The 21871-nt window shown below is 62.3% G+C and carries 20 protein-coding genes; 16 read left to right on the top strand and 4 right to left on the bottom strand.

Features of this window, described 5'->3' with window-relative positions; translation table 11 throughout:
* Nucleotides 1-193 precede the first annotated feature (193 nt).
* Complete coding sequence (locus HU764_RS11520) at nucleotides 194-1570, top strand: amino acid permease (RefSeq protein WP_186702767.1); 1377 nt, start codon at nucleotides 194-196, stop codon at nucleotides 1568-1570.
* Nucleotides 1571-1609: 39 nt separating this feature from the next.
* Here the strand turns inward: HU764_RS11520 and HU764_RS11515 are convergent, their stop codons facing one another.
* A complete protein-coding gene (locus HU764_RS11515; protein WP_186702766.1) occupies nucleotides 1610-2554 on the bottom strand; it encodes a GlxA family transcriptional regulator in 945 nt (314 codons plus the stop codon).
* A gap of 234 nt (nucleotides 2555-2788) precedes the next feature.
* Between HU764_RS11515 and HU764_RS11510 the strand changes: the two genes are divergently transcribed.
* Together HU764_RS11510 and HU764_RS11505 are read left to right on the top strand one after the other, a co-directional pair.
* Entirely contained in the window at nucleotides 2789-3796 is a 1008-nt protein-coding gene (locus HU764_RS11510; protein WP_186678394.1) for a zinc-binding alcohol dehydrogenase family protein, read from the top strand.
* A gap of 186 nt (nucleotides 3797-3982) precedes the next feature.
* Nucleotides 3983-6529: an HWE histidine kinase domain-containing protein gene (locus HU764_RS11505; protein ID WP_186702765.1), complete on the top strand. Its 2547-nt coding sequence runs from the start codon at nucleotides 3983-3985 to the stop codon at nucleotides 6527-6529.
* Nucleotides 6530-6580: 51 nt separating this feature from the next.
* Here HU764_RS11505 and HU764_RS11500 read toward each other — a convergent pair whose 3' ends face one another.
* The gene (locus HU764_RS11500; RefSeq protein WP_186678385.1) at nucleotides 6581-7333 is read right to left on the bottom strand and encodes an SDR family NAD(P)-dependent oxidoreductase; all 753 of its coding nucleotides are present in this window, start codon (nucleotides 7331-7333) and stop codon (nucleotides 6581-6583) included.
* A gap of 102 nt (nucleotides 7334-7435) precedes the next feature.
* On the opposite strand from HU764_RS11500, the gene HU764_RS11495 reads away from it, so the two are divergent.
* Complete coding sequence (locus HU764_RS11495) at nucleotides 7436-8359, top strand: LysR family transcriptional regulator (protein WP_085272891.1); 924 nt, start codon at nucleotides 7436-7438, stop codon at nucleotides 8357-8359.
* A 7-nt stretch (nucleotides 8360-8366) separates the two neighbouring features.
* Here the strand turns inward: HU764_RS11495 and HU764_RS11490 are convergent, their stop codons facing one another.
* Nucleotides 8367-8639 (bottom strand): PepSY domain-containing protein, encoded by a 273-nt coding sequence (locus HU764_RS11490; RefSeq protein WP_027593326.1) that lies wholly within the window; start codon nucleotides 8637-8639, stop codon nucleotides 8367-8369.
* A gap of 106 nt (nucleotides 8640-8745) precedes the next feature.
* On the opposite strand from HU764_RS11490, the gene HU764_RS11485 reads away from it, so the two are divergent.
* Both HU764_RS11485 and HU764_RS11480 read left to right on the top strand, forming a co-directional pair.
* Nucleotides 8746-9681, top strand: a complete 936-nt coding sequence (locus HU764_RS11485; RefSeq protein WP_186678382.1) for a LysR substrate-binding domain-containing protein — start codon at nucleotides 8746-8748, stop codon at nucleotides 9679-9681.
* 92 nt (nucleotides 9682-9773) lie between these two features.
* Nucleotides 9774-10973 (top strand): MFS transporter, encoded by a 1200-nt coding sequence (locus HU764_RS11480; protein ID WP_186702764.1) that lies wholly within the window; start codon nucleotides 9774-9776, stop codon nucleotides 10971-10973.
* Here the strand turns inward: HU764_RS11480 and HU764_RS11475 are convergent.
* Nucleotides 10970-11893: a LysR family transcriptional regulator gene (locus tag HU764_RS11475; protein ID WP_186702763.1), complete on the bottom strand. Its 924-nt coding sequence runs from the start codon at nucleotides 11891-11893 to the stop codon at nucleotides 10970-10972. The two genes, HU764_RS11480 and HU764_RS11475, sit on opposite strands and share 4 nt — an antisense overlap.
* Before the next feature lie 190 nt (nucleotides 11894-12083).
* Between HU764_RS11475 and HU764_RS11470 the strand changes: the two genes are divergently transcribed.
* The 10 genes from HU764_RS11470 to HU764_RS11425 all read left to right on the top strand — a co-directional run bounded on the left by HU764_RS11470 (nucleotide 12084) and on the right by HU764_RS11425 (nucleotide 21594).
* Nucleotides 12084-13451, top strand: a complete 1368-nt coding sequence (locus tag HU764_RS11470) for an MFS family transporter (protein ID WP_099454219.1) — start codon at nucleotides 12084-12086, stop codon at nucleotides 13449-13451.
* A 201-nt stretch (nucleotides 13452-13652) separates the two neighbouring features.
* Nucleotides 13653-14183 carry a thiamine pyrophosphate-binding protein gene (locus tag HU764_RS11465; RefSeq protein WP_027593331.1) on the top strand — a complete coding sequence of 177 codons (531 nt, stop codon included), beginning with the start codon at nucleotides 13653-13655 and terminating at the stop codon, nucleotides 14181-14183.
* Nucleotides 14171-14767, top strand: a complete 597-nt coding sequence (locus HU764_RS11460; protein WP_186702762.1) for a thiamine pyrophosphate-dependent enzyme — start codon at nucleotides 14171-14173, stop codon at nucleotides 14765-14767. The genes HU764_RS11465 and HU764_RS11460 overlap by 13 nt, the downstream gene beginning before the upstream one ends.
* Before the next feature lie 69 nt (nucleotides 14768-14836).
* Nucleotides 14837-16000, top strand: a complete 1164-nt coding sequence (locus HU764_RS11455; RefSeq protein WP_186702761.1) for an acyl-CoA dehydrogenase family protein — start codon at nucleotides 14837-14839, stop codon at nucleotides 15998-16000.
* A 63-nt stretch (nucleotides 16001-16063) separates the two neighbouring features.
* The gene (locus HU764_RS11450) at nucleotides 16064-17266 is read left to right on the top strand and encodes a CaiB/BaiF CoA transferase family protein (RefSeq protein WP_027593334.1); all 1203 of its coding nucleotides are present in this window, start codon (nucleotides 16064-16066) and stop codon (nucleotides 17264-17266) included.
* 40 nt (nucleotides 17267-17306) lie between these two features.
* Nucleotides 17307-18149, top strand: a complete 843-nt coding sequence (locus HU764_RS11445) for an HTD2 family dehydratase (RefSeq protein WP_186702760.1) — start codon at nucleotides 17307-17309, stop codon at nucleotides 18147-18149.
* Complete coding sequence (locus HU764_RS11440) at nucleotides 18146-18970, top strand: HpcH/HpaI aldolase/citrate lyase family protein (protein ID WP_186702759.1); 825 nt, start codon at nucleotides 18146-18148, stop codon at nucleotides 18968-18970. Before HU764_RS11445 ends, HU764_RS11440 begins: the two co-directional genes overlap by 4 nt.
* Nucleotides 18971-18972: 2 nt before the next feature.
* Nucleotides 18973-19593, top strand: a complete 621-nt coding sequence (locus HU764_RS11435) for a TetR/AcrR family transcriptional regulator (protein ID WP_186678367.1) — start codon at nucleotides 18973-18975, stop codon at nucleotides 19591-19593.
* A gap of 37 nt (nucleotides 19594-19630) precedes the next feature.
* Nucleotides 19631-20482, top strand: a complete 852-nt coding sequence (locus tag HU764_RS11430; RefSeq protein ID WP_186678364.1) for a LysR family transcriptional regulator — start codon at nucleotides 19631-19633, stop codon at nucleotides 20480-20482.
* Between the two features lie 116 nt (nucleotides 20483-20598).
* Nucleotides 20599-21594 carry an aldo/keto reductase gene (locus HU764_RS11425; protein WP_186702758.1) on the top strand — a complete coding sequence of 332 codons (996 nt, stop codon included), beginning with the start codon at nucleotides 20599-20601 and terminating at the stop codon, nucleotides 21592-21594.
* Nucleotides 21595-21871 lie beyond the last annotated feature (277 nt).

Here is a 21871-nt window from a genome sequence, read left to right as displayed (position 1 = left end):
AATTCGCTTGAGATGCACGGCCGCTTTGCCCATGGTGGCCAGCCTGACAGCTATTGCCTGAATAAAAGGCTGCAGGGCGTGGACGCAGGCGCACGACGATGCCTGTGGGTGGGGCAGACAATGTCTGCAGTGGCAAACCTTGCACTGCAGCATCATTGCCGACGCCTCCCAGATAATAAGAGAGGACAAGGAAATGCAATCCAACAGTCTGAAGCAAAGCCTGAAACAACGGCACATCACCATGATCGCGCTGGGCGGGGTGATCGGCGCGGGGCTGTTCATGGGGTCGGGCAAGTTGATTGCCTCGGCAGGGCCTGCCGCGATCCTGTCGTATTTCATCGGCGGCATTGTGGTCACCCTGGTGATGTTCATGCTCGGCGAGATGGCCTGCCGCAACCCGGATGCAGGCTCGTTTTCAACCTATGCCAACAGCTACCTCGGCGAATGGGCAGGGTTTACCGTCGGCTGGCTGTACTGGCTAAAGTCGATGCTGACCATCACCTTGGAGGCGGTACTGCTGGGCGCCATCCTCAACGATTTTCTGCCTTGGCTACCCATCTGGGCCGGCGCGTTCATCATGCTGGTGACACTGATGGCAAGCAACGCCTACTCGGTCAAATCCTTCGCTGAAGTGGAGTACTGGCTGGCCGCGATGAAGGTCGCCACCATTCTGATCTTCATGGTGCTGGGGCTTTCGATTCTGCTCGGCCTGCACAGCAACATCCCTTCCCCTGGCTGGGTCAACCTGACCGCGCACGATGGTTTCATGCCCAATGGCCTGTCGCCGGTCATGGCGGGTGTGGTGGTGGTGATCTTCTCGCTGGGCGGGAGTGAAATCGCTGCCGTTGCCGCCGGTGAATCAGAGAACCCTCGCAAGAACGTCATCCGGGCCATCAAGAGCGTCATTCTGCGAGTGATGTTGTTCTATGTCGGCTCGGTGTCGATCCTGATCCTCTGCCTGCCGTGGACAGACACGGAGAACCTGGCGTCCCCGTATGTGTCGCTGTTCAGCCTGGCCGGGTTCAGTGGCGCCGCAGTGGCCATGAAGATCGTGTTGTTCATCTCGTTCATGTCGGTGATGAACTCCTTCATGTTCTCCAACTCGCGCATGCTGTTCTCGCTGAGCCAGCGTGGGCATGCGCCGAAGCTGTTCTCTCGCACCACGTCCAAAGGGGTACCGCTCAATGCGCTGCTGCTGAGCCTGAGCATCTGCCTGTTGATCCTGACCGTGCACTTTGTCAGCGGCGGCGACCTGTTCATGACCCTGGCCAAGAGCAGCGGCACGTTCGTGATGATCGTGTGGATCTTCATCATCGTCGCCCACTTCGCCATGCGCTGGAAAACCCGGCATGAAGCGGTCGACCCTACGGCGTTCCGGGCGTGGTTCTTCCCTTACGCCAACATCGTTGCGCTGTTCGCACTGCTGGCGGTGATTATCACCCAGGCATTCGACCCGGCTTCGCGGTTCCAGTTCTGGTTCACCTCGGTGACCTCACTGTTTGTGCTGGGGGCGTACCTGGTGATGCGTAATCGGCTGGCGGGGAAGACAGTTGGCTACGTAGGTAGCTGATGGTCAGCCTGATCCCAGCCCATAGGGCTGGGACAGGCACTACATAACCCGCCGTGCATCCCTGCGCACGGCCTGCGGCGGCACGCCAAAGCCGCGCATGAACACCTCACGCATATGGCGGCGATCCCTGAACCCCGTTTCCCTCGCCACCGTATCCAGGCTGTGGCGGCTTTGCTCGATCATCAACCGGGCGGCCTCCAGGCGCAGGCTTTCCACCGCCTTGGCCGGTGATTGCCCCGTCTCCGCAGTAAACACACGGGTGAATTGCCGGGGGCTCAGGTGCACCACATCCGCCAGTTCCTCAACACTGAGCGGGCGGTTAAGGTGCTTGCGCGCGTAGTCCAGCGCGCTCTGGATGCGGTCTGACTTGGGCGCCAGCGACAACAATTCCGAATGCTGCGACTGGCCGCCAGAGCGGCGTTGATGCATCACCAGCTTGTGCGCAATAGAACGGGCAAGCTCAGCCCCCAAGTCCTTTTCCACCATCGCCAGCGCCATGTCCAGCGCGGCGGTCATCCCCGCCGAGGTCCACACAGGGCCGTCAACGATGAAGATGCGGTCGTCCTCGACCGTGATTCGCGGGTGCATGCGCTGCAAGGCTTTGGCGTAGGCCCAGTGCGTGGTGGCGCGACGGCCCTCCAGTACACCCGCTTGGGCGAGCACAAATGTACCGGTGCACAACCCAGCAGTGCGACGCGCACCGTCGACAAACCCCCGCACGCTTTTCAGCACGTCGTCGGAAGGCGGCGTCAACGGGGTCAGTGTACCAGTGACCATCCAGCTGTCAGCGAGGCCCGGCGCCCCCAAGGGCAACGTATCGATGTGCATCCCTAAAGAAGAGCGCACAGTCCCCCCGCCGATTGAGTAGTTCTGAATCCTGTAGACCTCTTCGCCCGCCACAAGGTTGGCGAACTCGAACACGGTCTGCGTTGCCAGGGACATGACCTGGAAGCCCTCCGTGATCAGATAGCCGACTCGATGCATTGCTGTGCTCCTTAACGCCATGTCCTGAATCAGTACTTTATGCGTCATTTAAGCCGCAGGCAAACTTGAGCATCATGGCGCCAGTCCCTACCCGCGGAGCTGCACCATGAGCCAAAGCGTTCGCTCCGCCATTTTCACCCCCAGCGTGAAAGTCTTACTTCATTCAGCGGGTTTCTGGACTAAACCCAAGCGGATAGCCTGCGCCCAACTTCCCATTCCACTGAGGTAATGCCAATGAAGGCCGTCGTATACACCCAAGCCGGTTTGCCGATTCAAGACCCACATTCGCTGTTCGACACAGACCTGCCCAAGCCAACACCCGGCGCCCGAGACCTGCTGGTCGAGGTCAAGGCCATTGCCGTCAACCCGGTCGATACCAAAGTGCGCGCCTCACGCCAGACCGGCCAGCCACAGGTATTGGGGTGGGACGCGGTGGGGATCGTGCGCGAAGTAGGCGCCGAGGTCACATTGTTCCAGCCAGGCGACGAGGTCTTCTATGCCGGCGCCATCGATCGCCCGGGCAGCTACAGCGAATATCACCTGGTCGACGAACGCATTGTCGGGCACAAACCGCGTAGCCTCGACGATGCCAGTGCCGCCGCGTTGCCATTGACCTCCATCACTGCCTGGGAACTGTTGTTTGATCGACTGGGTATCGCGCCGAGCGGTGGCGTGGGGCAAAGCCTGTTGGTGATCGGGGCTGGCGGCGGCGTCGGCTCAATCCTGGTGCAACTGGCCCGGCAGCTCACGCAACTCACGGTCATCGGCACCGCCTCCCGGCCCGAAACCCAGCAATGGGTCAGCGAACTGGGTGCCCACCATGTCATCGACCATTCGGCTTCGATCGCCTTGCAACTGGAAGCACTCGGGGGCAATCCTGTTGATTATGTGATCAGCCTGACGCATACCGATACCTACCTGCCGCAGCTTGTGGAGGTGCTTCGCCCACAAGGCAAACTCGCACTCATCGATGACCCCGCGCAGTTGGACGTCATGCCACTCAAGCGCAAATCGCTGTCGCTGCACTGGGAACTCATGTTCACGCGCTCGCTTTACCACACCGAAGACATGATCAAACAACACGAACTACTCGAGAAGGTATCAGCGCTTATCGACGAAGGTGTACTCAAGACCACCGTCGGCGAGCACTTCGGCACCATCAACGCGGAAAACCTCAAGCGTGCCCATGCCCTCATAGAGCGTGGCCAGGCCCGGGGCAAGATTGTTTTGGAAGGTTTCTGACCCCGGCACACTGTTGCAACTTCCAAGAGGGCCAACTTTGCGCTGGCCCTCTTGCGCCCCTGATGACGAAGCGTAACGCGCCCGCTAGAATCAAACGCTGAATGTGACCGTAAACACTTCGTTTGCCTGAAACTGTTCGGCGGTCATGCAGGCAGCCGGTGTCTGGTAAACCGGCAGGGGCCGCCTATGACTTTGCAACCTCCCGTCAATCTGACCAACTGCGATCGCGAACCCATCCAGATTCCGGGCAGCATCCAGCCGCACGGTTGCCTGTTGGCCTGCAATGCGGCAGCAAGCGTGGTGCTGCGTCACTCCGCCAATACCCCAGGCATGCTGGGCGTTGCCGGGGACATCAACGGTCAACGCCTCGAAGCAATTATCGGCACCGAGGCTGCGCATACCCTTCGCAACGCACTGGCACGGGTCAAAGAGGGCACTCGCCCGGCACTGTCGTTTGCCGTGAGCCTGCCGTCCGGTCAGGCGTTCGATATTGCCGCGCATATTTACAAAGGCACCGCCATCCTCGAGTTCGAGCCCTGCGGTGCAAGCATCGCCGAGCCGATTGAGCTGGTCCGCACCGTCATCGCCCAACTGCGCGAGATCGACCGCTCCGAGAAGCTATTCGCCGACACTGCCCGACGTGTGCGAGCGCTGCTGGGCTACGACCGGGTGATGATCTACCAGCTTGGCGTTGACGGCGCTGGCAAGGTGATTGCCGAGGCCAAGCGCAGCGGCCTGGAAAGCTTTTTGGGGCAGTACTTCCCCGCGTCCGACATTCCGCAGCAGGCGCGCGCCCTGTACCTGCGCAATCCGGTCCGCATCATTTCCGATGCCCAGTTCAAGACCGTGCCCATCACCCCTGTGCTGGACCTGAATGGTGAACCGCTCGACCTGTCCTACGCGCACCTGCGCAGCGTCTCGCCCATTCACTGCGAGTACCTGAGCAATATGGGCGTAGGCGCGTCCATGTCCATTTCGATCATCGTCGACGGCGCGCTCTGGGGGCTGATTGCCTGCCACCATTACGCACCCCGCACGTTGTCCATGGGCCAACGCGTCGCGGCAGAAATGTTCGGCGAATTTTTCTCGTTGCATATCCAGACTCTGCGCGCCAAGCAAAGCCTGGAGGCCGCCGCCTACGCACGCGAAGTGCTCGACAACCTGCTGCGTGATGCACACCGCACCGCCGACTTCGAGGAACTGCTGCGTGCTCGCATGACGGACTTCAAGGCGCTCATCCCCTGCGACGGCATCGGCATGTCGCTGCAAGGCCGCTGGACCGCTGAGGCACTGACACCGCCAAACGTGGCGTTACCCAGCTTGTTGAGATTCGCCGAAGGTGTCGCCGAGGGCCGTACCTGGGCTTCGAACTGCCTCTCGATGGCGCACCCACCTGCCCAGGATTACGCCGTCGACGTTTCGGGCGTGTTGGTCATTCCGATGTCACAGCAGCCCCGGGATTACCTGATGCTGTTTCGCAAAGAGGTGATCGAGACCCTGGATTGGGCCGGCGACCCCAACAAAACCTACGACAGCGGCCCGTTAGGTGAACGCCTGACGCCACGCAAGAGCTTCGCGGTGTGGAAACAGACCGTTCACCACCACTCACAGCCTTGGTCCGAGCAAGACCGCCAGTTTGGCGAGGCCATCCGCGCCGCGATAGTCGAGGTGGTGCTGCATAACAGTGAGCTCATGGCCGACGAGCGCTCCAAGGCGGACGTCCGCCAACGGATGCTCAACGAAGAGCTCAACCACCGGGTGAAGAACATTCTTTCGCTGATCGGTGCGCTGGTGGCCCACCCCACCGCCGAAAACCAGACCCTCAACAGCTACGTGGCAACGCTCAAAGGCCGCATTCAGGCGCTTTCCCTGGCGCATGACCAGGTCGTGCGAGGTGATGGCGGTGGGCGCTTCTCCACGCTTCTGGAAGCCGAGCTGTCGCCCTACCGCACCTCGGCCGATGTCATCGAGCTGAACGGCCCCAGCCTGCTGCTTGATGCCCGCGCCTACTCGGTGCTGGCCTTGGTGCTCCACGAACTGGCGACCAACGCCGCCAAGTACGGCGCGCTGTCTCGGGCAGGTGGCAAGCTGGCCGTGAGCTGGCAGGTCGATGTGAGTGGGGCGTGCGACATCACGTGGCGCGAAAGCGGTGGGCCAACGGTTCGCCCACCCAGCCGAAGTGGTTTCGGTTCGGTGCTGATCGAACGCAGCATCCCCTTCGACCTCGGCGGCACCAGCACGCTCGAATACAGGCCAGAAGGGCTGCAGGGGTATTTCAAGATCCCTGCCAAACACCTGACCCAGGTCGAAACGGTCGATGCCGTTGCGCCAACGGCGCCACCGGCTGCGCCTCATGTCAGCGGCTCGGACCTGGTCAAATCCTGCGTGCTGATTCTCGAGGACCAGCTGGTCATTGCAGTAGGCCTCGAACAGATTCTGGCCGATGCGCTGGTCGAAGACGTGATTACCGCAAGCTCCGAAGCCGAGACGATGAAGCTGCTCGCCAGCCGCAGGCCGGATGTCGCGGTGCTGGACATCAACCTGGGGACGGGCACGTCGATTGCCGTCGCCGAAGAACTCACGCGCAAAAACATCCCGTTCCTGTTCGCCACCGGCTATGGCGACAGCATCAGCATTCCTGCGCATTTGAAGCACGTCCCTGTTGTGCGCAAGCCCTACGATGCCCTGTCGATTCTGACGAATCTGGAAAGCCTGATCGACAGCAGGCAGTAGGCAGCGGGAGCACACGATCGTCCGCTGCCTACCCTGCCCAAGGCTCACGCCCTAGATCTGAGCCTGACCGCCATCGACAAACAGTTCGGCGCCATTGACGAAACTTGAGTCATCGCTCGCCAGGAAGACGGCGGCATTGGCAATTTCCACAGGCTCACCCACACGCCCCAGTGGCACCTGGGCGGCCAGGTAGTCCAGCAACCCCTGCTGTTGCTCTGCATCGGGGCCCGCCAGGTCAACCAGGCCTGGGGTTCGCGTGGCACCTGGGCTGAGGGTGTTGACCCTGACCCCGCGGTCCTTCAGGTCGAGGATCCAGCTGCGTGCGAATGCCCGAACGGCGGCCTTGGACGCCGAGTACACGCTGAATGCCGCAGTCCCGGAGCTACCGGCGGTAGAGCCCGTAAGAATGACGGAAGCGTTCGGCGCCAACAACGGCAACGCTTTCTGCACCGTGAACAGCACACCTTTGACGTTGCGGTCGAACGTATCGTCGTAGTGGGCCTCGGTGATGTCTCCCAAGGGGAGCATCGAGCCGCCACCCGCGTTGGCGAACAGCACATCCAGACGCCCCTGTTGCTGGCCGATTTGGGCATACAGTGCGTCCAACTGGTCAAGCCGGGTTGAATCGACGGCGATGCCGGTGGCGTTACCGACCAGCGCTACGGCCTTGTCCAGCTCGCTCTGGCGGCGGCCGGTGATGTACACATGGGCGCCCTCCTCTGCGAAACGTTTGGCGGTGGCCAGGCCGATACCGGTGGTGCCGCCGGTTACCAGTGCGATCTTGCCTTCAAGTTTGTTGCTCATGGTGTTTCTCCCGAGGGGTAGTGATTGGGTGTGGGAGAAGCTTATCGACGCACCGATATTTTCAAAATAGAATCATTTGAAACTCATCATTGCAGAAATGAAATGGCAAGAATTCCCGATTTTGAAGGGCTGGCAATGTTCGCCAAAGTGGCGGAAGAAGGTTCCTACGCAGCGGCAGCGCGCGCCATGGGCGTGTCGGTACCGACGGTATCGCGTGCGGTGGCGCGTCTGGAGGCACGCTTGGGCGGTCGTCTGTTCAATCGCACGTCACGCCAGCTTTGCGTCACCGAGTTCGGCCAGCGCATGGTCGAACAGGCCAGCGCGTTGTACCGCCAGGCAGAAGAGATGGAAAGCGCCGCCCAGGAGATGTCGGTGCAGCCACGGGGCTTGGTGCGCCTGGCGGTGCCTATGTCATTCGGCTTGCGCTGGGTAGCGCCGCTGCTGCCCGCGTTGATGGCCAGGTACCCCCAGTTGGAACTCGACCTTCACTTGTCAGATTCGACAGTCGATCTGGTTGCCGAGGGGTTCGATGCAGCACTGCGTATTGCAGCACTGCCGGATTCGTCCTTGGTGGCGAGACGTATCTGTGCGGTCACGCAATACCTGGTAGCCGCGCCGTCATACCTTGCGCGTCATGGACGCCCTGAGCACCCACGCGACCTGGTTGACCATGCCTGCATGAGCTACGCCTACCGCGCCCGCAGCCAGGTTTGGCGGTTCACCCACAGTGACGGCACCGAACAAGACGTCGTGCCGCGGGGGCCCCTGCGTGTGACCAATTCTGATGCGTTGGTGGCGCCCTTGCTGGAGGGCTTGGCGATCGCCGAATTACCGGATTTCATCGCCTCCGAATACTTGGCGGACGGCCGCCTTGAGCACCTGCTACCCACGTGGAGCATGACCCAAGGCGGCTTGTATTTCGTCACACCCTCAGCCCGAAGCCGGCCGAGAAAGGTCCAGGCCTTGGCTGATTTTTTCATCGAGCGGCTGGCCGGGTCACAATGGCTGACGCCAAACGTGACCTGACGGTGGCTCAATTATCCAGTTCATCCTTGGTGATATTGCCGGAGTGGGGATCAACGTGGAATTCGTACTGCTTGCCATCGGCCTTGATGCCCTCGCCTTCCCAGTGGCCGTCATCCGCTTCAATCTTGGTGATCTGGGTGTAGCCGGCGCCTTTAAGCACCGTCTCTGCCTGGTCTTTGTTCACCTTCCAGTCTGCACCTGGTTGGTCAGCCCACGCGGCACTAGCGCCCAGTGCGCCAACCAGTGCCAACCCCGTCAATACGCGCGTCATGGTTTTCATCGTCAACATCCTTTTTGCCTGAGTTAAAGGATGCGACTTGGGCGCTGTCGTTTCGGTTCAATCATCGTTACGCTTGCAGCCACGTTCATTACACAAAGGGTTGACGGTGCACTCCTCCGAACGTTTGAAGGGCATTGACGTTTTTGTCTGCGTGGCAGACCTCGGCAGTTTTGCCGCGGCGGCGCAGCGCCTGAACCTGACCAGCTCGGCTGTCAGCAAAGGTGTCGCGCGGCTGGAAGCTCGCCTGGGCTTACGCCTGTTCGAGCGCACGACCCGTCGGCTTGCCCTGACCGATGCGGGGCAAACGTTCTACAAGACCTGCTCACGCGTGCTGGCCGACCTCGAAGCATCGGAATTGGCCCTGCATGAAGACTACTTCGAGCCACGGGGTCGGGTGCGCATCGACCTGCCCGCAGCGTATGGGCGGCTGCACGTCTTGCCGGTCATTCTCGACTACCTCAAACGCCATCCCCAGTTGCAGCCACACGTGTCCTTTACCGACAGCTTCGTCAACCCGACCGAGCAGGGTATCGATATCGTGGTACGTATCGGCGGCACGGACGTTTGGCCGGAGGACCTGGGGCACCAGTTCATCGGTGCTCAACGGTTCATCTTCTGTGCCTCACCGGGCTACTTGCAAGCCCGTGGCACACCGCTCGATGAGGCGGACCTGCAAGCCCATGACTGTGTGGTTTACGGGCAGCCCGACGGGGTGGGCAGCCCCTGGCACATGACCGGTATGCAACCGGGTGAAATGGAGCGGCGCTTCATGCCGGCGCGGCTTGCCATCGGCGATGGCGAAGGGGTGGTACAGGCAGTCGTGCAGGGGTTGGGGGTCACTCAGGTGCCCACCTGGCTGGTCAATCAACAGCTGGAAAGTGGCGCGTTGATTGAGGTGTTGCCGCACTTGGCAACAGATGGGCTGCCGATGAACGTGGTGTGGCTCAAAAAACGCGAGGCCCTCCCCCGCGTCAGGGCGCTGCTGGATGTGCTGCTGTACGCACTGCGAACAGACGGCCACCGCCTCGCGCCCTGCGATTAGTGAATATAATTCGCGCGCCATCTGAAATATTGCCCGTAATAGGCTTTTTAAGAATCAATACAATGGCAGCCCCTGATTGAGGAACTGCCTGCATGACTGCTGTTGAACGCCCACCCGTGGGCTTTGCGACCGACCGACGCGCGACCTTGGGGACTTTGGTCCTCGCCGCCTCCGCCTTTTTAATTGTCACTACCGAGTTCTTGATGGTCGGCCTGCTGCCCGGGCTGGCACGCGACCTTGATGTCTCGATTTCGACTGCCGGGCAGTTGATCACGCTGTTTGCCTTCACTGTCATGCTGGCGGGCCCGCCGTTGACGGCGGCACTTGCTCACCTGGACAGGCGCAAACTGTTCGCAGCCATCCTCGCCTTGTTCGCGGCGTCCAATGCGCTGGCGGCCCTTGCGCCAAACATCGGGGTCTTGGCAGTGGCGCGTTTCCTGCCCGCCCTGGCACTGCCTGTCTTTTGGGGTACAGCCAGCGAAACGGCCGCCAGCATGGTCAGCCCTGATCGCCAAGGGCAGGCCGTCGCGCGGGTCTATCTCGGCATCTCAGCTGCGCTGTTGCTGGGCATCCCATTGGGGACGTTGGCGGCTGACGCCATAGGCTGGCGCGGGGCTTTCTGGATATTGTCTGCTGCATCGGCGGCCATGGCCTTTGCCGTGCTCATCTGGATGCCAGCGGTTGCGCGCCTGCCCAGGGTCGACTTGCGCCAACAGGCGCGGATCTTCCGTGAACCGAACTTCCTCGCCAATGTGGCGCTGTCGATCATGGTGTTCACCGCGATGTTCATTGCCTACACCTACCTGGCCGACATGCTCGAGCGTACCGCAGGTGTTGCAACTGCGGATGTCGGCTGGTGGCTGATGGGCTTCGGTGCCATTGGTTTGCTGGGCAACTGGCTGGGGGGGCGAGCTGTCAGGCATTCGCCGATCAAGGCCACTGCGCTGTTTCTTGTGTTGCTGGCGATGGGCATGGCGGCCTTCAGCCCACTGGCCGCTGCGCCTGTGACGCTCTGGGGCGCACTGGCACTGTGGGGCATCGCCAATACGGCGCTCTACCCCATCTGCCAGGTGCGCGTGATGCATTCGGTGGCGCACTCTCAGGCACTGGCTGGCACCACCAACGTGTCTGCCGCCAATGCCGGTATTGGCTTGGGTGCGCTGTTGGGTGGACTGGTCATCCCAACATTCGGGGTGTCGACGCTGGGCTATGTGGCCGCAGGGGTGGCGCTGCTGGCGTTGCTGTGTGTGCCCGCCGTGGCGCGGCTGCAGCGTCAGGCACCCAGCGCTTAAAGCATGTGCCCCGCCCAGATGCCCTGCGCTACCAGCTCTGAAGCAAGCTCGACGAAGGTTTCACCCACATAGCGCGTGGCTGGGCTGACATGCCTGTCCGCAGGCGACACCATGACCAGCTTGCGCATCGGTGTCGGCTCGATCAGTGGCGCCGCACACAAGGTGCCGTTCTGCAGGTGGGTGTAGATCGAGGCCAAGGGCAGCGCAGTCAAGCCGAAGCCATGACGCACCAGGTCGATCATCGCCCCGAACGAATCGGCCTCGACATTGGCGGCAATCTTGAAGCCGACGTCCGCGGCGCAGTGGTCCATGATCTTGCGCAAGCCATGGCGCGGGCTGGGCAGCACCAACTGCTGCTGGGCCAGGGTTGCGAAGTTGACCGGGTTGTCCCACGCCAAGCCTGCGCTGGGCGGCCCGACCAATACCAGGTTCTCCATCATCACCGGCACGATGCGCAAGGTGTGCAGCGGCTCCAGGTCATAAGAGATCGCCAGCTCCAGTTCGCCACGCTGAATCCAGTCCACCAGGTAGCCGCTGAAGGCCGACGAGAAACGGATCGACAAGTCCGGGTGGGCTTCGCGGATCCGGGTCACCAGGGGCACGGTGACGATTTCTGCGATGGTCGGTGTGGTGCCGATCGCCACGGCCCCGCGAAACGATGCATGCCCGCCCACTACCGAACTGCGAATGGCCTCCAGTTCATCCATGATCCGCGTAGCGTGCTGCAGCACTTCGCTGCCGGCGTCGGTGATGATCATCCCGCGGCCATGGCGCGCGAACAGGTAGACCCCAAGCTCCTTCTCCAGTTGCCGGATCTGCCGGCTCAAGGCGGGCTGTGCAATGTGCAGCCTGTCGGAGGCCTTGCTGAGGCTGCCAAGCTCGGCAACATGGATCAGGGTTTTGAGTTGAACAACGTCCATCGGCAGGCCCGTGTCGAGGCAGAAGGTAACTGGCAGTCTAAACAGCACACCTGTCAGCAGCTATAGAATTTCAGCATATCAGTTAGTCAGCTAGTCCCCTTATTGACGGGCCCACTCTGGAGTAGCGTGAAAACAGGGTCGATCACCGATCGGACGCCCGCTACAAGAATAAGACCAGAGGCTGACTACCATGCCAACTCCCCGCTCCAGCACCACCCTCGTTGAAGATGCCCCCGCCCGCCAACCCAATCGTGTCAGAGCGATCATGGGGGCCTGCTCCGGCAACCTGGTCGAGTGGTATGACTTTTTCATCTACGCCTATACGGCAATCTACTTCGCGGCGTCGTTCTTCCCCAAAGGCGATACCACCACGCAGTTGCTGGCCACCGCGGGTGTGTTCGCCGTCGGTTTCTTCATGCGGCCCCTGGGTGGGTGGATTTTCGGCTGGCTGGCCGACACCCGTGGGCGCAAGGTGTCGATGATTATCTCGGTGTTCATGATGTGCGCCGGGTCGCTGCTGATCGCGGTGATGCCGACCTATGAAACGGTGGGTATCGCCGCACCGATCATGCTAGTCGTTGCACGGCTGATACAGGGGCTCTCGGTGGGTGCCGAATACGGCACCGGCGCAACCTACATCAGCGAAATCGCGACACCAGGCCGGCGTTGCTTCTATGGCTCGTTCCAGTACTTCACGATCATCGCCGGGCAATTGCTGGCCCTGTTCACCGTGGTCATCCTGCAGCAGACGCTCAGCGATGAGCAGTTGCGTGAATGGGGCTGGCGGATTCCGTTTTTCATTGGCGCCATCAGCGCCGTGGTTGTCGTGTACCTGCGCCGCTCGATGCACGAAACCGCCTCGAAAAAAGACATGCACCGCGAGGGTGCCGGGTCGTTGCGCGGCATGTTCAAGCACAAGCGTGCCGTCGGGCTGGTGATCGCCTTTACCATCGGTGGGTCGCTGTACTTCTATACCTTCACCACCTACATGCAGAAGTTTTTGGTGATATCGGCAGGCTTCGACGCGGCCACGGTGAGTTTCATCATGACCTCGGCGCTGATTGGCTTCATGCTTTGCCAGCCGCTGTTCGGCCTAATGGCCGACCGGCTCGGGATCAGGACGCACATGCTGATGTTCTCGAGCCTGGGCGTGTTGCTGGTGATCCCGCTGCTGTTCGCAATCAAGCATACCCACAACCCCTTCATGGCCTTTGCGCTGGTCTTCGGCGGGCTGGTCATCGCCTCGCTCTACACCCCGATCGCGGGCATCGTCAAAGCCGAATTGTTCCCCCCGGCAGTGCGTGCGCTGGGGGTCGGGTTCCCGTATGCCATCGGTAACGCGGCGTTTGGTGGGACCGCTGAATATGTCGCGCTGTCGTTCAGGGCCGAAGGGGTCGAGGACTACTTCTTTTTCTACGTGGCCGCCGTCCTGTGCGTGACCTTCATCGCATCGATGCTGATGCCCAACCTGACGCGGCATGGGTACATCAGTGGCGATGGCAGGGTCGAGGAGAATACTGGTATGCCGGCCAGCAAGGTGCAGACCGCCAAGGCCTGACCTCGCCGACATTGCCACTTTATTGACCCGCGCGGCCCTGATGGCTTCCCCGAGCAAGCCACCAGGGCCGCTTCGTTTTGCCTGGCCGGCCACTCCGCGAGCTATGCCATGACGGCATATCTCAAAGAGAAAAACGGTAGTCGTCGGTACCCCGCGTTGCCTGCATGATGAGGCAAAACAAGAGCAGCACTGGAGACAACCATGTCATCGCAAGAAGCTGAACAAAGCTGGCAAGAAGACGTTTTCCGCGTCCTCAAGGCCCACGACGTCAAGCATGTCGTGTTCGTTCCGGATGCCGGTCATTCGGCCGCTATCCGCATGTCGTACCAGGACCCTGATATCAAGGCCGTCGTTCTCACCACCGAAGAAGAAGGCATTGGTTATCTGGCCGGCGCCTGGCTGGGCGGTGAACGCGGTGCACTGTTGATGCAGTCCAGCGGCGTCGGTAACTGCATCAACACGCTGGCCCTGCAGAACTGCGCGGGTTTCCCCCTGCTGATGGTGGTGACCATGCGCGGTGACTGGGCCGAGTTCAACGCTTGGCAAAACCCCATGGGCCAGGCCACCGAGGCCTCGCTGCAACTGATGAAGGTCATGACCTGGCGTGCCGATGTGCCAGAAGACGTTGCGCCACTGCTGCATGGCGCCGCCACCATGGCCTTCAATGGTGATTCCGCCACTGCCTTGCTGCTCGGCCAGCGCCTGATCGGAGAAAAGAAATGGGTCAAGTAAGCGCCAACCACACGCTGTGCCGCCGTGAGGTGGTGCGTACCCTGCTCGCTGATCGCCAGGATGTACTGGTCGTGACCGGCCTGGGCTCGGCGTCTTACGACGTCATGGCTGCCGGTGACCACGATGGCAACTATTACCTCTGGGCGGCCATGGGCAGCGCCATCACCGTAGGCCTGGGCCTGGCCAACGCGCAACCCGACAAGTCGGTGGTGGTCGTCACCGGTGATGGCGAGCTGCTGATGGGCTTCGGCGCCCTGGCGACTGTCGCCCTGCAGAAGCCTGCCAATTTGACCATTGTGGTGCTGGACAACGGCCACTTCGGCGAGACCGGCATGCAGGTCAGCCACGCCGGTTTCGGCATCAAGCTCGACCAGGTTGCCCAAACCTGCGGCTTCAGCTGGACCCGCGAGATTCACGACATGGAAGGCGTGCATGACCTGCGCGAACGCTTCGCCAGCCGCGAAGGTGTGAAGCTGGCTACCGTCAAGATCAAGGCCGAGAACCCACCCCGCGTGCTGCCGCCGCGTGACGGCCACTACATCAAGAACCGCTTCCGCGCTGCCCTGGGCTTCCAGCCTCTTTGACCGTGTCAGGCGCAGGTTGGCAGCCGAGCCACGACAAGGCTGCCAGCCTGCGCCGCCTGGAGAACAATAATGAGCGACTACGACAACGAAGAACTCAACGCCATCCGCGAGGGCGTGCGGGCCCTGTGTGGTGATTTCCCTGCCGAATACTGGCGCAAGATCGACGAAGAAAAGGGCTTTCCGGAGGCCTTCGTCAAGGCCATGACCGATGCGGGCTGGCTTTCTGCGATGATTCCGGAAGAGTACGGTGGCTCCGGCCTGGGCCTGGCCGAGGCCTCGGTGATTCTTGAGGAAGTCAACCGTTGCGGCGGTAACTCCGGCACCATTCACGGCCAGATGTACAACATGTTCACGCTGCTGCGTAACGGCAGCGAAGAACAAAAAGGCTATTACCTGCCAAAACTCGCCAGTGGCGAACTGCGCCTGCAGTCGATGGGTGTCACCGAGCCTACCACCGGCACCGACACCACCAAGATCAAGACCACGGCCGTGCGCAAGGGCGACAAGTACGTCATCAACGGCCAGAAGGTCTGGATTTCGCGCGTCCAGCACTCCGACCTGATGATCCTGCTGGCCCGTACCACACCGCTGGCAGAGGTGAAGAAAAAATCCGAAGGCATGTCGATTTTCCTCGTCGACCTGCGCGAAGCCATCGGCAACGGCCTGACCGTGCAGCCCATCGCCAACATGGTCAACCATGAGACCAACGAGCTGTTCTTCGACAACCTGGAAATCCCTGCCAGCAGCCTGATTGGCGAAGAAGGCAAAGGCTTCCGCTACATCCTCGACGGCCTCAACGCCGAGCGCACGCTGATCGCCGCCGAGTGCATCGGCGATGGCCGCTGGTTCATCGAAAAGTCCAGCCAGTACGCCCGCGACCGCGTGGTGTTCGGCCGCCCGATTGGGCAGAACCAGGGCGTGCAGTTCCCGATCGCCGAGGCGCACATCGAGATCGAAGCAGCCGACCTGATGCGCTGGCGTGCCTGTGCCGAATACGACAGCGGCAAGAACGCCGGCGCCGCGGCCAACATGGCCAAGTACCTGGCGGCGAAGGCCAGTTGGGAAGCCGCCAACGCCTGCCTGCAAACCCACGGCGGTTTCGGCTTTGCCAACGAATATGACGTCGAGCGCAAGTTCCGTGAGACGCGCCTGTACCAAGTGGCCCCGATCTCGACCAACCTGATCCTGTCGTACGTCGCCGAGCACCTGCTGGAATTGCCACGCTCGTTCTGACCGATGCCGCCCCTGGTCGCCAAGGCGCCAAGGGGCCCTGCCATGACAAGAGAGATAACCATCATGAGCCAGCCTACGGCAATCCGCCCGCTAGACGGCATCACCGTCATCAGCCTCGAACATGCCATTGCTGCGCCCTTCTGCACCCGTCAACTGGCGGACCTTGGCGCCCGCGTGATCAAGGTCGAACGGCCGGGGGTCGGTGACTTTGCGCGGGGCTACGATCAACGGGTCAACGGCCTGGCTTCGCACTTCGTCTGGACCAACCGCTCGAAAGAAAGCCTCGCTCTGGACCTCAAGCAGGACATCGCCGGCGACATTCTCGACCAGCTTCTGGAGCAGGCCGACGTGTTGGTGCAAAACCTGGCGCCGGGCGCCGCTGCGCGCCTGGGGCTGTCGTTCGAGGCGCTGCATGCGCGGTTCCCCACGCTGATCGTCTGCGACATTTCGGGCTACGGCGCGGGCGGCCCTTTTGAACAGAAAAAGGCCTACGACTTGCTGATTCAGAGCGAAGGCGGCTTTTTATCGGTGACCGGCGGCCCGGGTGACGAGCAGATGGCCAAGGCGGGCAACTCGATTGCCGACATCGCGGCCGGCATGTACGCCTACACCGGCGTGTTGTCGGCCCTGCTGCTGCGTGGCCGCACCGGCGAAGGCAGCCATGTGGAGGTGTCGATGCTGGAAAGCCTGGTGGAGTGGATGAACTACCCGCTGTACTACGCCTACGAAGGCGCGACCCCGCCGCCCCGCGCCGGCGCGGCGCACGCGACCATCTACCCGTACGGCCCCTTCCCCACCGGCGATGGCAATACCGTGATGCTCGGTTTGCAGAACGAGCGCGAATGGCGCCTGTTCTGTGAACAGGTGCTGCTGCAACCCGCGCTGGCCGACGATGCGCGGTTCTCTGCCAACTACCTGCGGGTGGCCAACCGTGAGGCTTTGCGTGCACTGATCATCGAGGCGTTCGCCGCCCTGGACTTGGACACGGTGGTTGCGCGCCTTGATAGCGCCAGCATTGCCAACGCACGGGTCAACGACATGCAGGGGGTGTGGCAGCACCCGCAGTTACAAGCCCGCGACCGTTGGCGCCAGGTAGCCACGGCAAACGGCAGCATACCCAGCCTGCTGCCCCCGGCCAGCAGCAATGCCTACCGCCCACGCATGGACCCAGTACCAGCCTTGGGGGAGCACAGCGAATGCATCCTCGCCCAGCTTGGGCTGTCTGCCGAACGTATACAGGAACTGCGCCGCGATGGGGTCATCTGACCCCTGCAGGCACAGCGTTGAATGATCGAGGACCACGACAATGACAACACACGACCTCAGCCGCTGGATTGGCCGTAGCGAAACCAGCCACGATCGCATCACCCACAACCTGGTCAAGCGCCTCGCGGCGACCCTCAGCGAGCCCGCACCCTCGGCGGGAGAACCGCTGCCCCTGCTCTGGCACTGGGCGTTCTTCCAGGACCCCGTCGAGGCCACCGGGCTAGGCGCCGATGGCCACCCCGCGCGCGGCGGTTTCTTGCCGCCAGCAGACAACCGCAACCGGATGTGGGCCGGCAGCCGCCTGACCTTCATCAGCCCTTTACAGGTGGAAGCGCAGGTAGCACGCCACTCGACGATTCTCAACGTCGAAGAAAAACACGGCCGCACCGGGTCGCTGCTGTTTGTCACCGTCAGGCACGTGTATGTCCAGGATGGCCATGAAGCGCTGATTGAAGAACAGGACATCGTCTACCGCGAGCCCACCCCACCCAAGCTTGGCGGTACCGAGCCGGCACCCGCCGGCGCTTGGCAGGAGACCGTGACGCCCGACGCAACCCTGTTGTTCCGCTACTCGGCCGTCACCTTCAATGGCCATCGCATCCACTATGACTGGCCCTATGTCACTGACACCGAAGGCTACCCGGGGCTGGTGGTGCACGGGCCCTTGATTGCCACGCTCAATCTGCGCGCCTTTGCCCGTGCCAACCCCGCCGCCCAGATACGCCGATTCAGCTTCCGCGGCTTACGCCCGTTGATTTCGCCGAACACCTTCGAGGTGGGTGGGCGCCTGCTCGAACGCGGCAAGGCGCAGCTTTGGGCAACCGCCGAAGCGGGCATGGCGCAAACCGCAGAAGTCGAATTCAGCCTGGAGGCCAGCCAATGAGCCAGGCCATCGTGCGCTCTGCCCTGTTCGTCCCCGCCAGCCGCCCGGAACGTATCGCCAAGGCGCTGGCCAGCGGCGCTGATCGGGTGATTGTGGATTTGGAAGATGCCGTTGAAGAAGCGGCGAAGGCGCAGGCGCGGGACAACCTGCAGGCATTTCTGGCCGAGCAGCCCGAGGCCTGCGTGCTGGTACGGGTCAACGCCCCGCAGCATTGGGCGCACGCGGCTGACCTTGCGCTGTGCCAGCGTCACGCCGGTGTCAGTGGCATCCTGCTGCCCAAGGCCGAAACGGTCGAGCAGGTGCAGCGTGCGCGTGCTACCGGCAAGCCGGTCTGGCCAATTATCGAGAGCGCACGTGGGCTGGTCGCCCTGCCCTTGCTGGCGGCCTGTGAGGGCGTCGAACGCTTGTCCTTTGGCAGCCTTGATCTGGGCCTGGACCTGAACCTGCGCACGGCCAGCGAAGCCGCCGAACAGGTGCTCGGGCAGGCGCGCTATGCCGTCTTGCTGCACAGCCGCGCTGCCGGCCTTGCGCCGCCGCTCGATGGCGTGCACCCGGACATTCAGGACGTCGCTGGCCTGCAGCGGCACGTACAGTTCGCTCGCGACATGGGCTTTGGCGGGGCCTTGTGCATTCACCCCAGCCAGGTCAGCGTGATTCATCGCGCCCTGCAACCTTCGCCCGATGAGTTGGAATGGGCGCACCGCGTGTTGGCTGCGGCCGAAGGCGGTGCCGGCGTGTTCACCCTGGATGGGCAGATGGTGGATGCGCCGGTGATCCTGCGCGCCCGTGCCCTTGTGCACGCCGCAGGCAAGGGTGAATAGCCATGCCCGACGCCCGTCACGTGCAACAGTGCCCCAGCCCTCTGCTCACTGTGGCACAGGGCTTGATGGCAGAAGTCGGCTATGGCGCCATGAGCATGCGCCAGCTCGCGGCCCGGGCTGGCCTGCAGCCGGGCAGCCTTTACCACCACGTTGCGAGCAAACAGGACCTGCTGCTCGATGTATTGCTGGACATTCTCGCCCAGCGCCTCGAAGCCTGGCGCCGAGGGCCCTACACCCGCGACCTGCGCGGCTACCTGCGGTTTCAACTCGCGCGCCAGGCATCGCATCCCTTTGAGGCGTTGTTGCTGCGCCACGAATCACGCCATGTCGAGCCTGGCCAACGTGGGTGGCTGGAGCAGGCGCTCAATCGTTCACGCGCGCCTTTGTGCCAGATCATCGAACACGGCCAGCAACAGGGGCGTTTCACGGTGGGGGATATCGCCAGCGCAGCCGAGGCGATTCTGGCCCTGATAGACACCGCCGAAGGTATGCGCCGTCGGCCAATGCCGGTGGATGACGCGAAAATCGAGGCCTGGGTAATACAGATGAGCCATGCGCTGCTGTCGGCATGCCCGCCTGCAAAACGGCCGGCACGCACCGCCCGGCTGACGGGAGCCACCTGAAACCGCGTATCATCGGGCCTCACACCAGAGGCCTGTCATGTTCGATTGGGAAGACCTGCGTCATTTTTCTGCATTTATCAGCGCCGGCTCGCTGTCGGCCGCTGCCAAGCGCTTGGGGGTTGACCACGCCACCGTGGCGCGGCGGATCAGTTCGCTGGAAGCCTCGCTGCAGTTGAAGCTGGTGGACCGCCGCCCACGGGCTTACGCCCTGACCGAACAGGGCGTGCGCGTTGGCGAGTTTGCCGAGCAGATGCTGGCATCCTCGTTTGCGCTGGAGCATTTTGCCAGTGCCGACCAACAGGCCGTTGCAGGCGAAGTCGTGATTGCCGCCCCGCCCGCGCTGTTGGGCAGCATGGTGGCGCGTAGGCTGGGCGAGCTGTACAAACGTTACCCTGCCTTGCAACTCACCTTGGTCGGCAGCAAGTCGCGCGCGTCGCTGGCCCGCCGCGAGGCGGACGTGGCAATCACCTTGGCCAGGCCCACCGAGCCAACCCTGGTGGCCAGCCTGCTCGGGCATCTCGAATACAGGCTGTACGCATCGGCGGCCTACGTGCGCCGACGCGAACCGCACCTGTACATCGGCTACGACGACTCTCAGGCGAAATCCCCACAGCAGCGCTGGCTGCTTGAGCAGGCCGCAGGTCGCCCTTTCGCCCTGCACAGCAACGACCTGCGCATCCAGGCTCAGGCTGCGGCCGGTGGCGTGGGGGTAGCCTGCCTGCCCGGCTTCATGGCCGAAGAGTACGGGCTCAAGCAAGCCTGCGAGGACGCCAGGTCGATGAGCATCGAAATTTGGCTGGCCGTGCACGAGGACGTGCGCAACACCCCCCGCATCAAAGCCGTAACGGATTTTCTGCTCGAGCAGGTCAAACCCCTGCTGCGCTTGTGAATTTTTGCAGATATCACCTGCACATCCTGGGAATTTGCACGCTTACGTCGCGCCGCTAACCTTGTTCCATCGCTCGGCTACACACGCTGGGCAATGCTGACCAAGAGGATTCACAGATGCAGTACGTCAAACTCGGCAACACCGGCCTGGACATCTCCCGACTGTGCCTGGGGTGCATGACGTTCGGTGACCCAGATGCCGGTACCCATCCCTGGACCCTGGATGTGCAACAGAGCCGCCCGATAATTCGCCACGCGGTAGAGCAAGGCATCAACTTCTTCGACACAGCCAATAGCTACTCGGCGGGTACATCGGAAGTGATCCTGGGCCAATTGCTGAAGGAATTCACCCGCCGTGAAGACACCGTCATCGCGACCAAGGTCTTCTACCCGGCGAACATGTGGCAAGGCGCAAGCAAGCCGAACGAGCAAGGCCTGTCACGCAAGGCGATCCTCAGCAGCATCGACGCCAGCCTGACCCGCCTGGGCGTGGATTACGTCGACCTCTACCAGGTTCACCGCTGGGATTATCACACGCCGATCGAAGAAACCATGGAAGCCCTGCACGACGTGGTCAAGGCCGGCAAGGCACGCTATATCGGTGCGTCTTCAATGTATGCCTGGCAGTTCGCCAAAGCCCAGCACGTCGCAGCGGCCAATGGCTGGAGCCGGTTCGTGTCGATGCAGAACTACCTCAACCTGCTGTACCGGGAGGAAGAGCGGGAGATGATCCCCTTGTGCCAGGACCAGGGCGTCGGGCTGATGCCCTGGAGCCCGCTGGCCCGTGGCCGGCTGACCCGGCCCAAGGGCCAGGAAACCGCGCGCACGCTCAGCGATGTTTCTGGCAAGTCGTTTTATGCAGGGACAGAAGTCGAGGATGGCCGAGTGATCGATGTGGTCGAGCAGATTGCCAGCGAGCGTGGCTTACCCATGGCTCAGGTTGCCTTGGCCTGGGTGCTCAGGCACCGCGCCGTGTCGGCGCCGATCATTGGCGCATCGAAGCCTGGGCATCTTGACGATGCCATTGCGGCATTGGGGGTGCAGTTGTCTGATGAAGAGGTTGCGCGGTTGGAAGCACCGTATGTGCCGCATGCGGTTACCGGGTTTAAGTAGGGGTTGTAGGCCGTGGTGCAAGGCTGGCGTTTCGTGGGGCTGCGGACATCGAGCGCCGCCCGCGCGGCGCATCGCAAGCAACGCTCGCTCCTACGTTTGTTTCGGGCCAATTATTCCTGGGGCAAACGCACGCGACCGTCTTGGTGCATGGCGCAATATTGCGTCAAACCCGCAAGGCGGTCGCGCGCAAATATCACAGGCCTCACTGGCCCGAAACAGATGTGGGAGCAGCCTTGTGCTGCGAAGCGCCGCGCGGGCGGCGCTCGATCTCGCAGGC

This window comes from Pseudomonas kermanshahensis, assembly GCF_014269205.2.
Lineage (GTDB): Bacteria > Pseudomonadota > Gammaproteobacteria > Pseudomonadales > Pseudomonadaceae > Aquipseudomonas > Aquipseudomonas kermanshahensis.
This window is presented reverse-complemented; position numbering and strand designations above follow the sequence as displayed.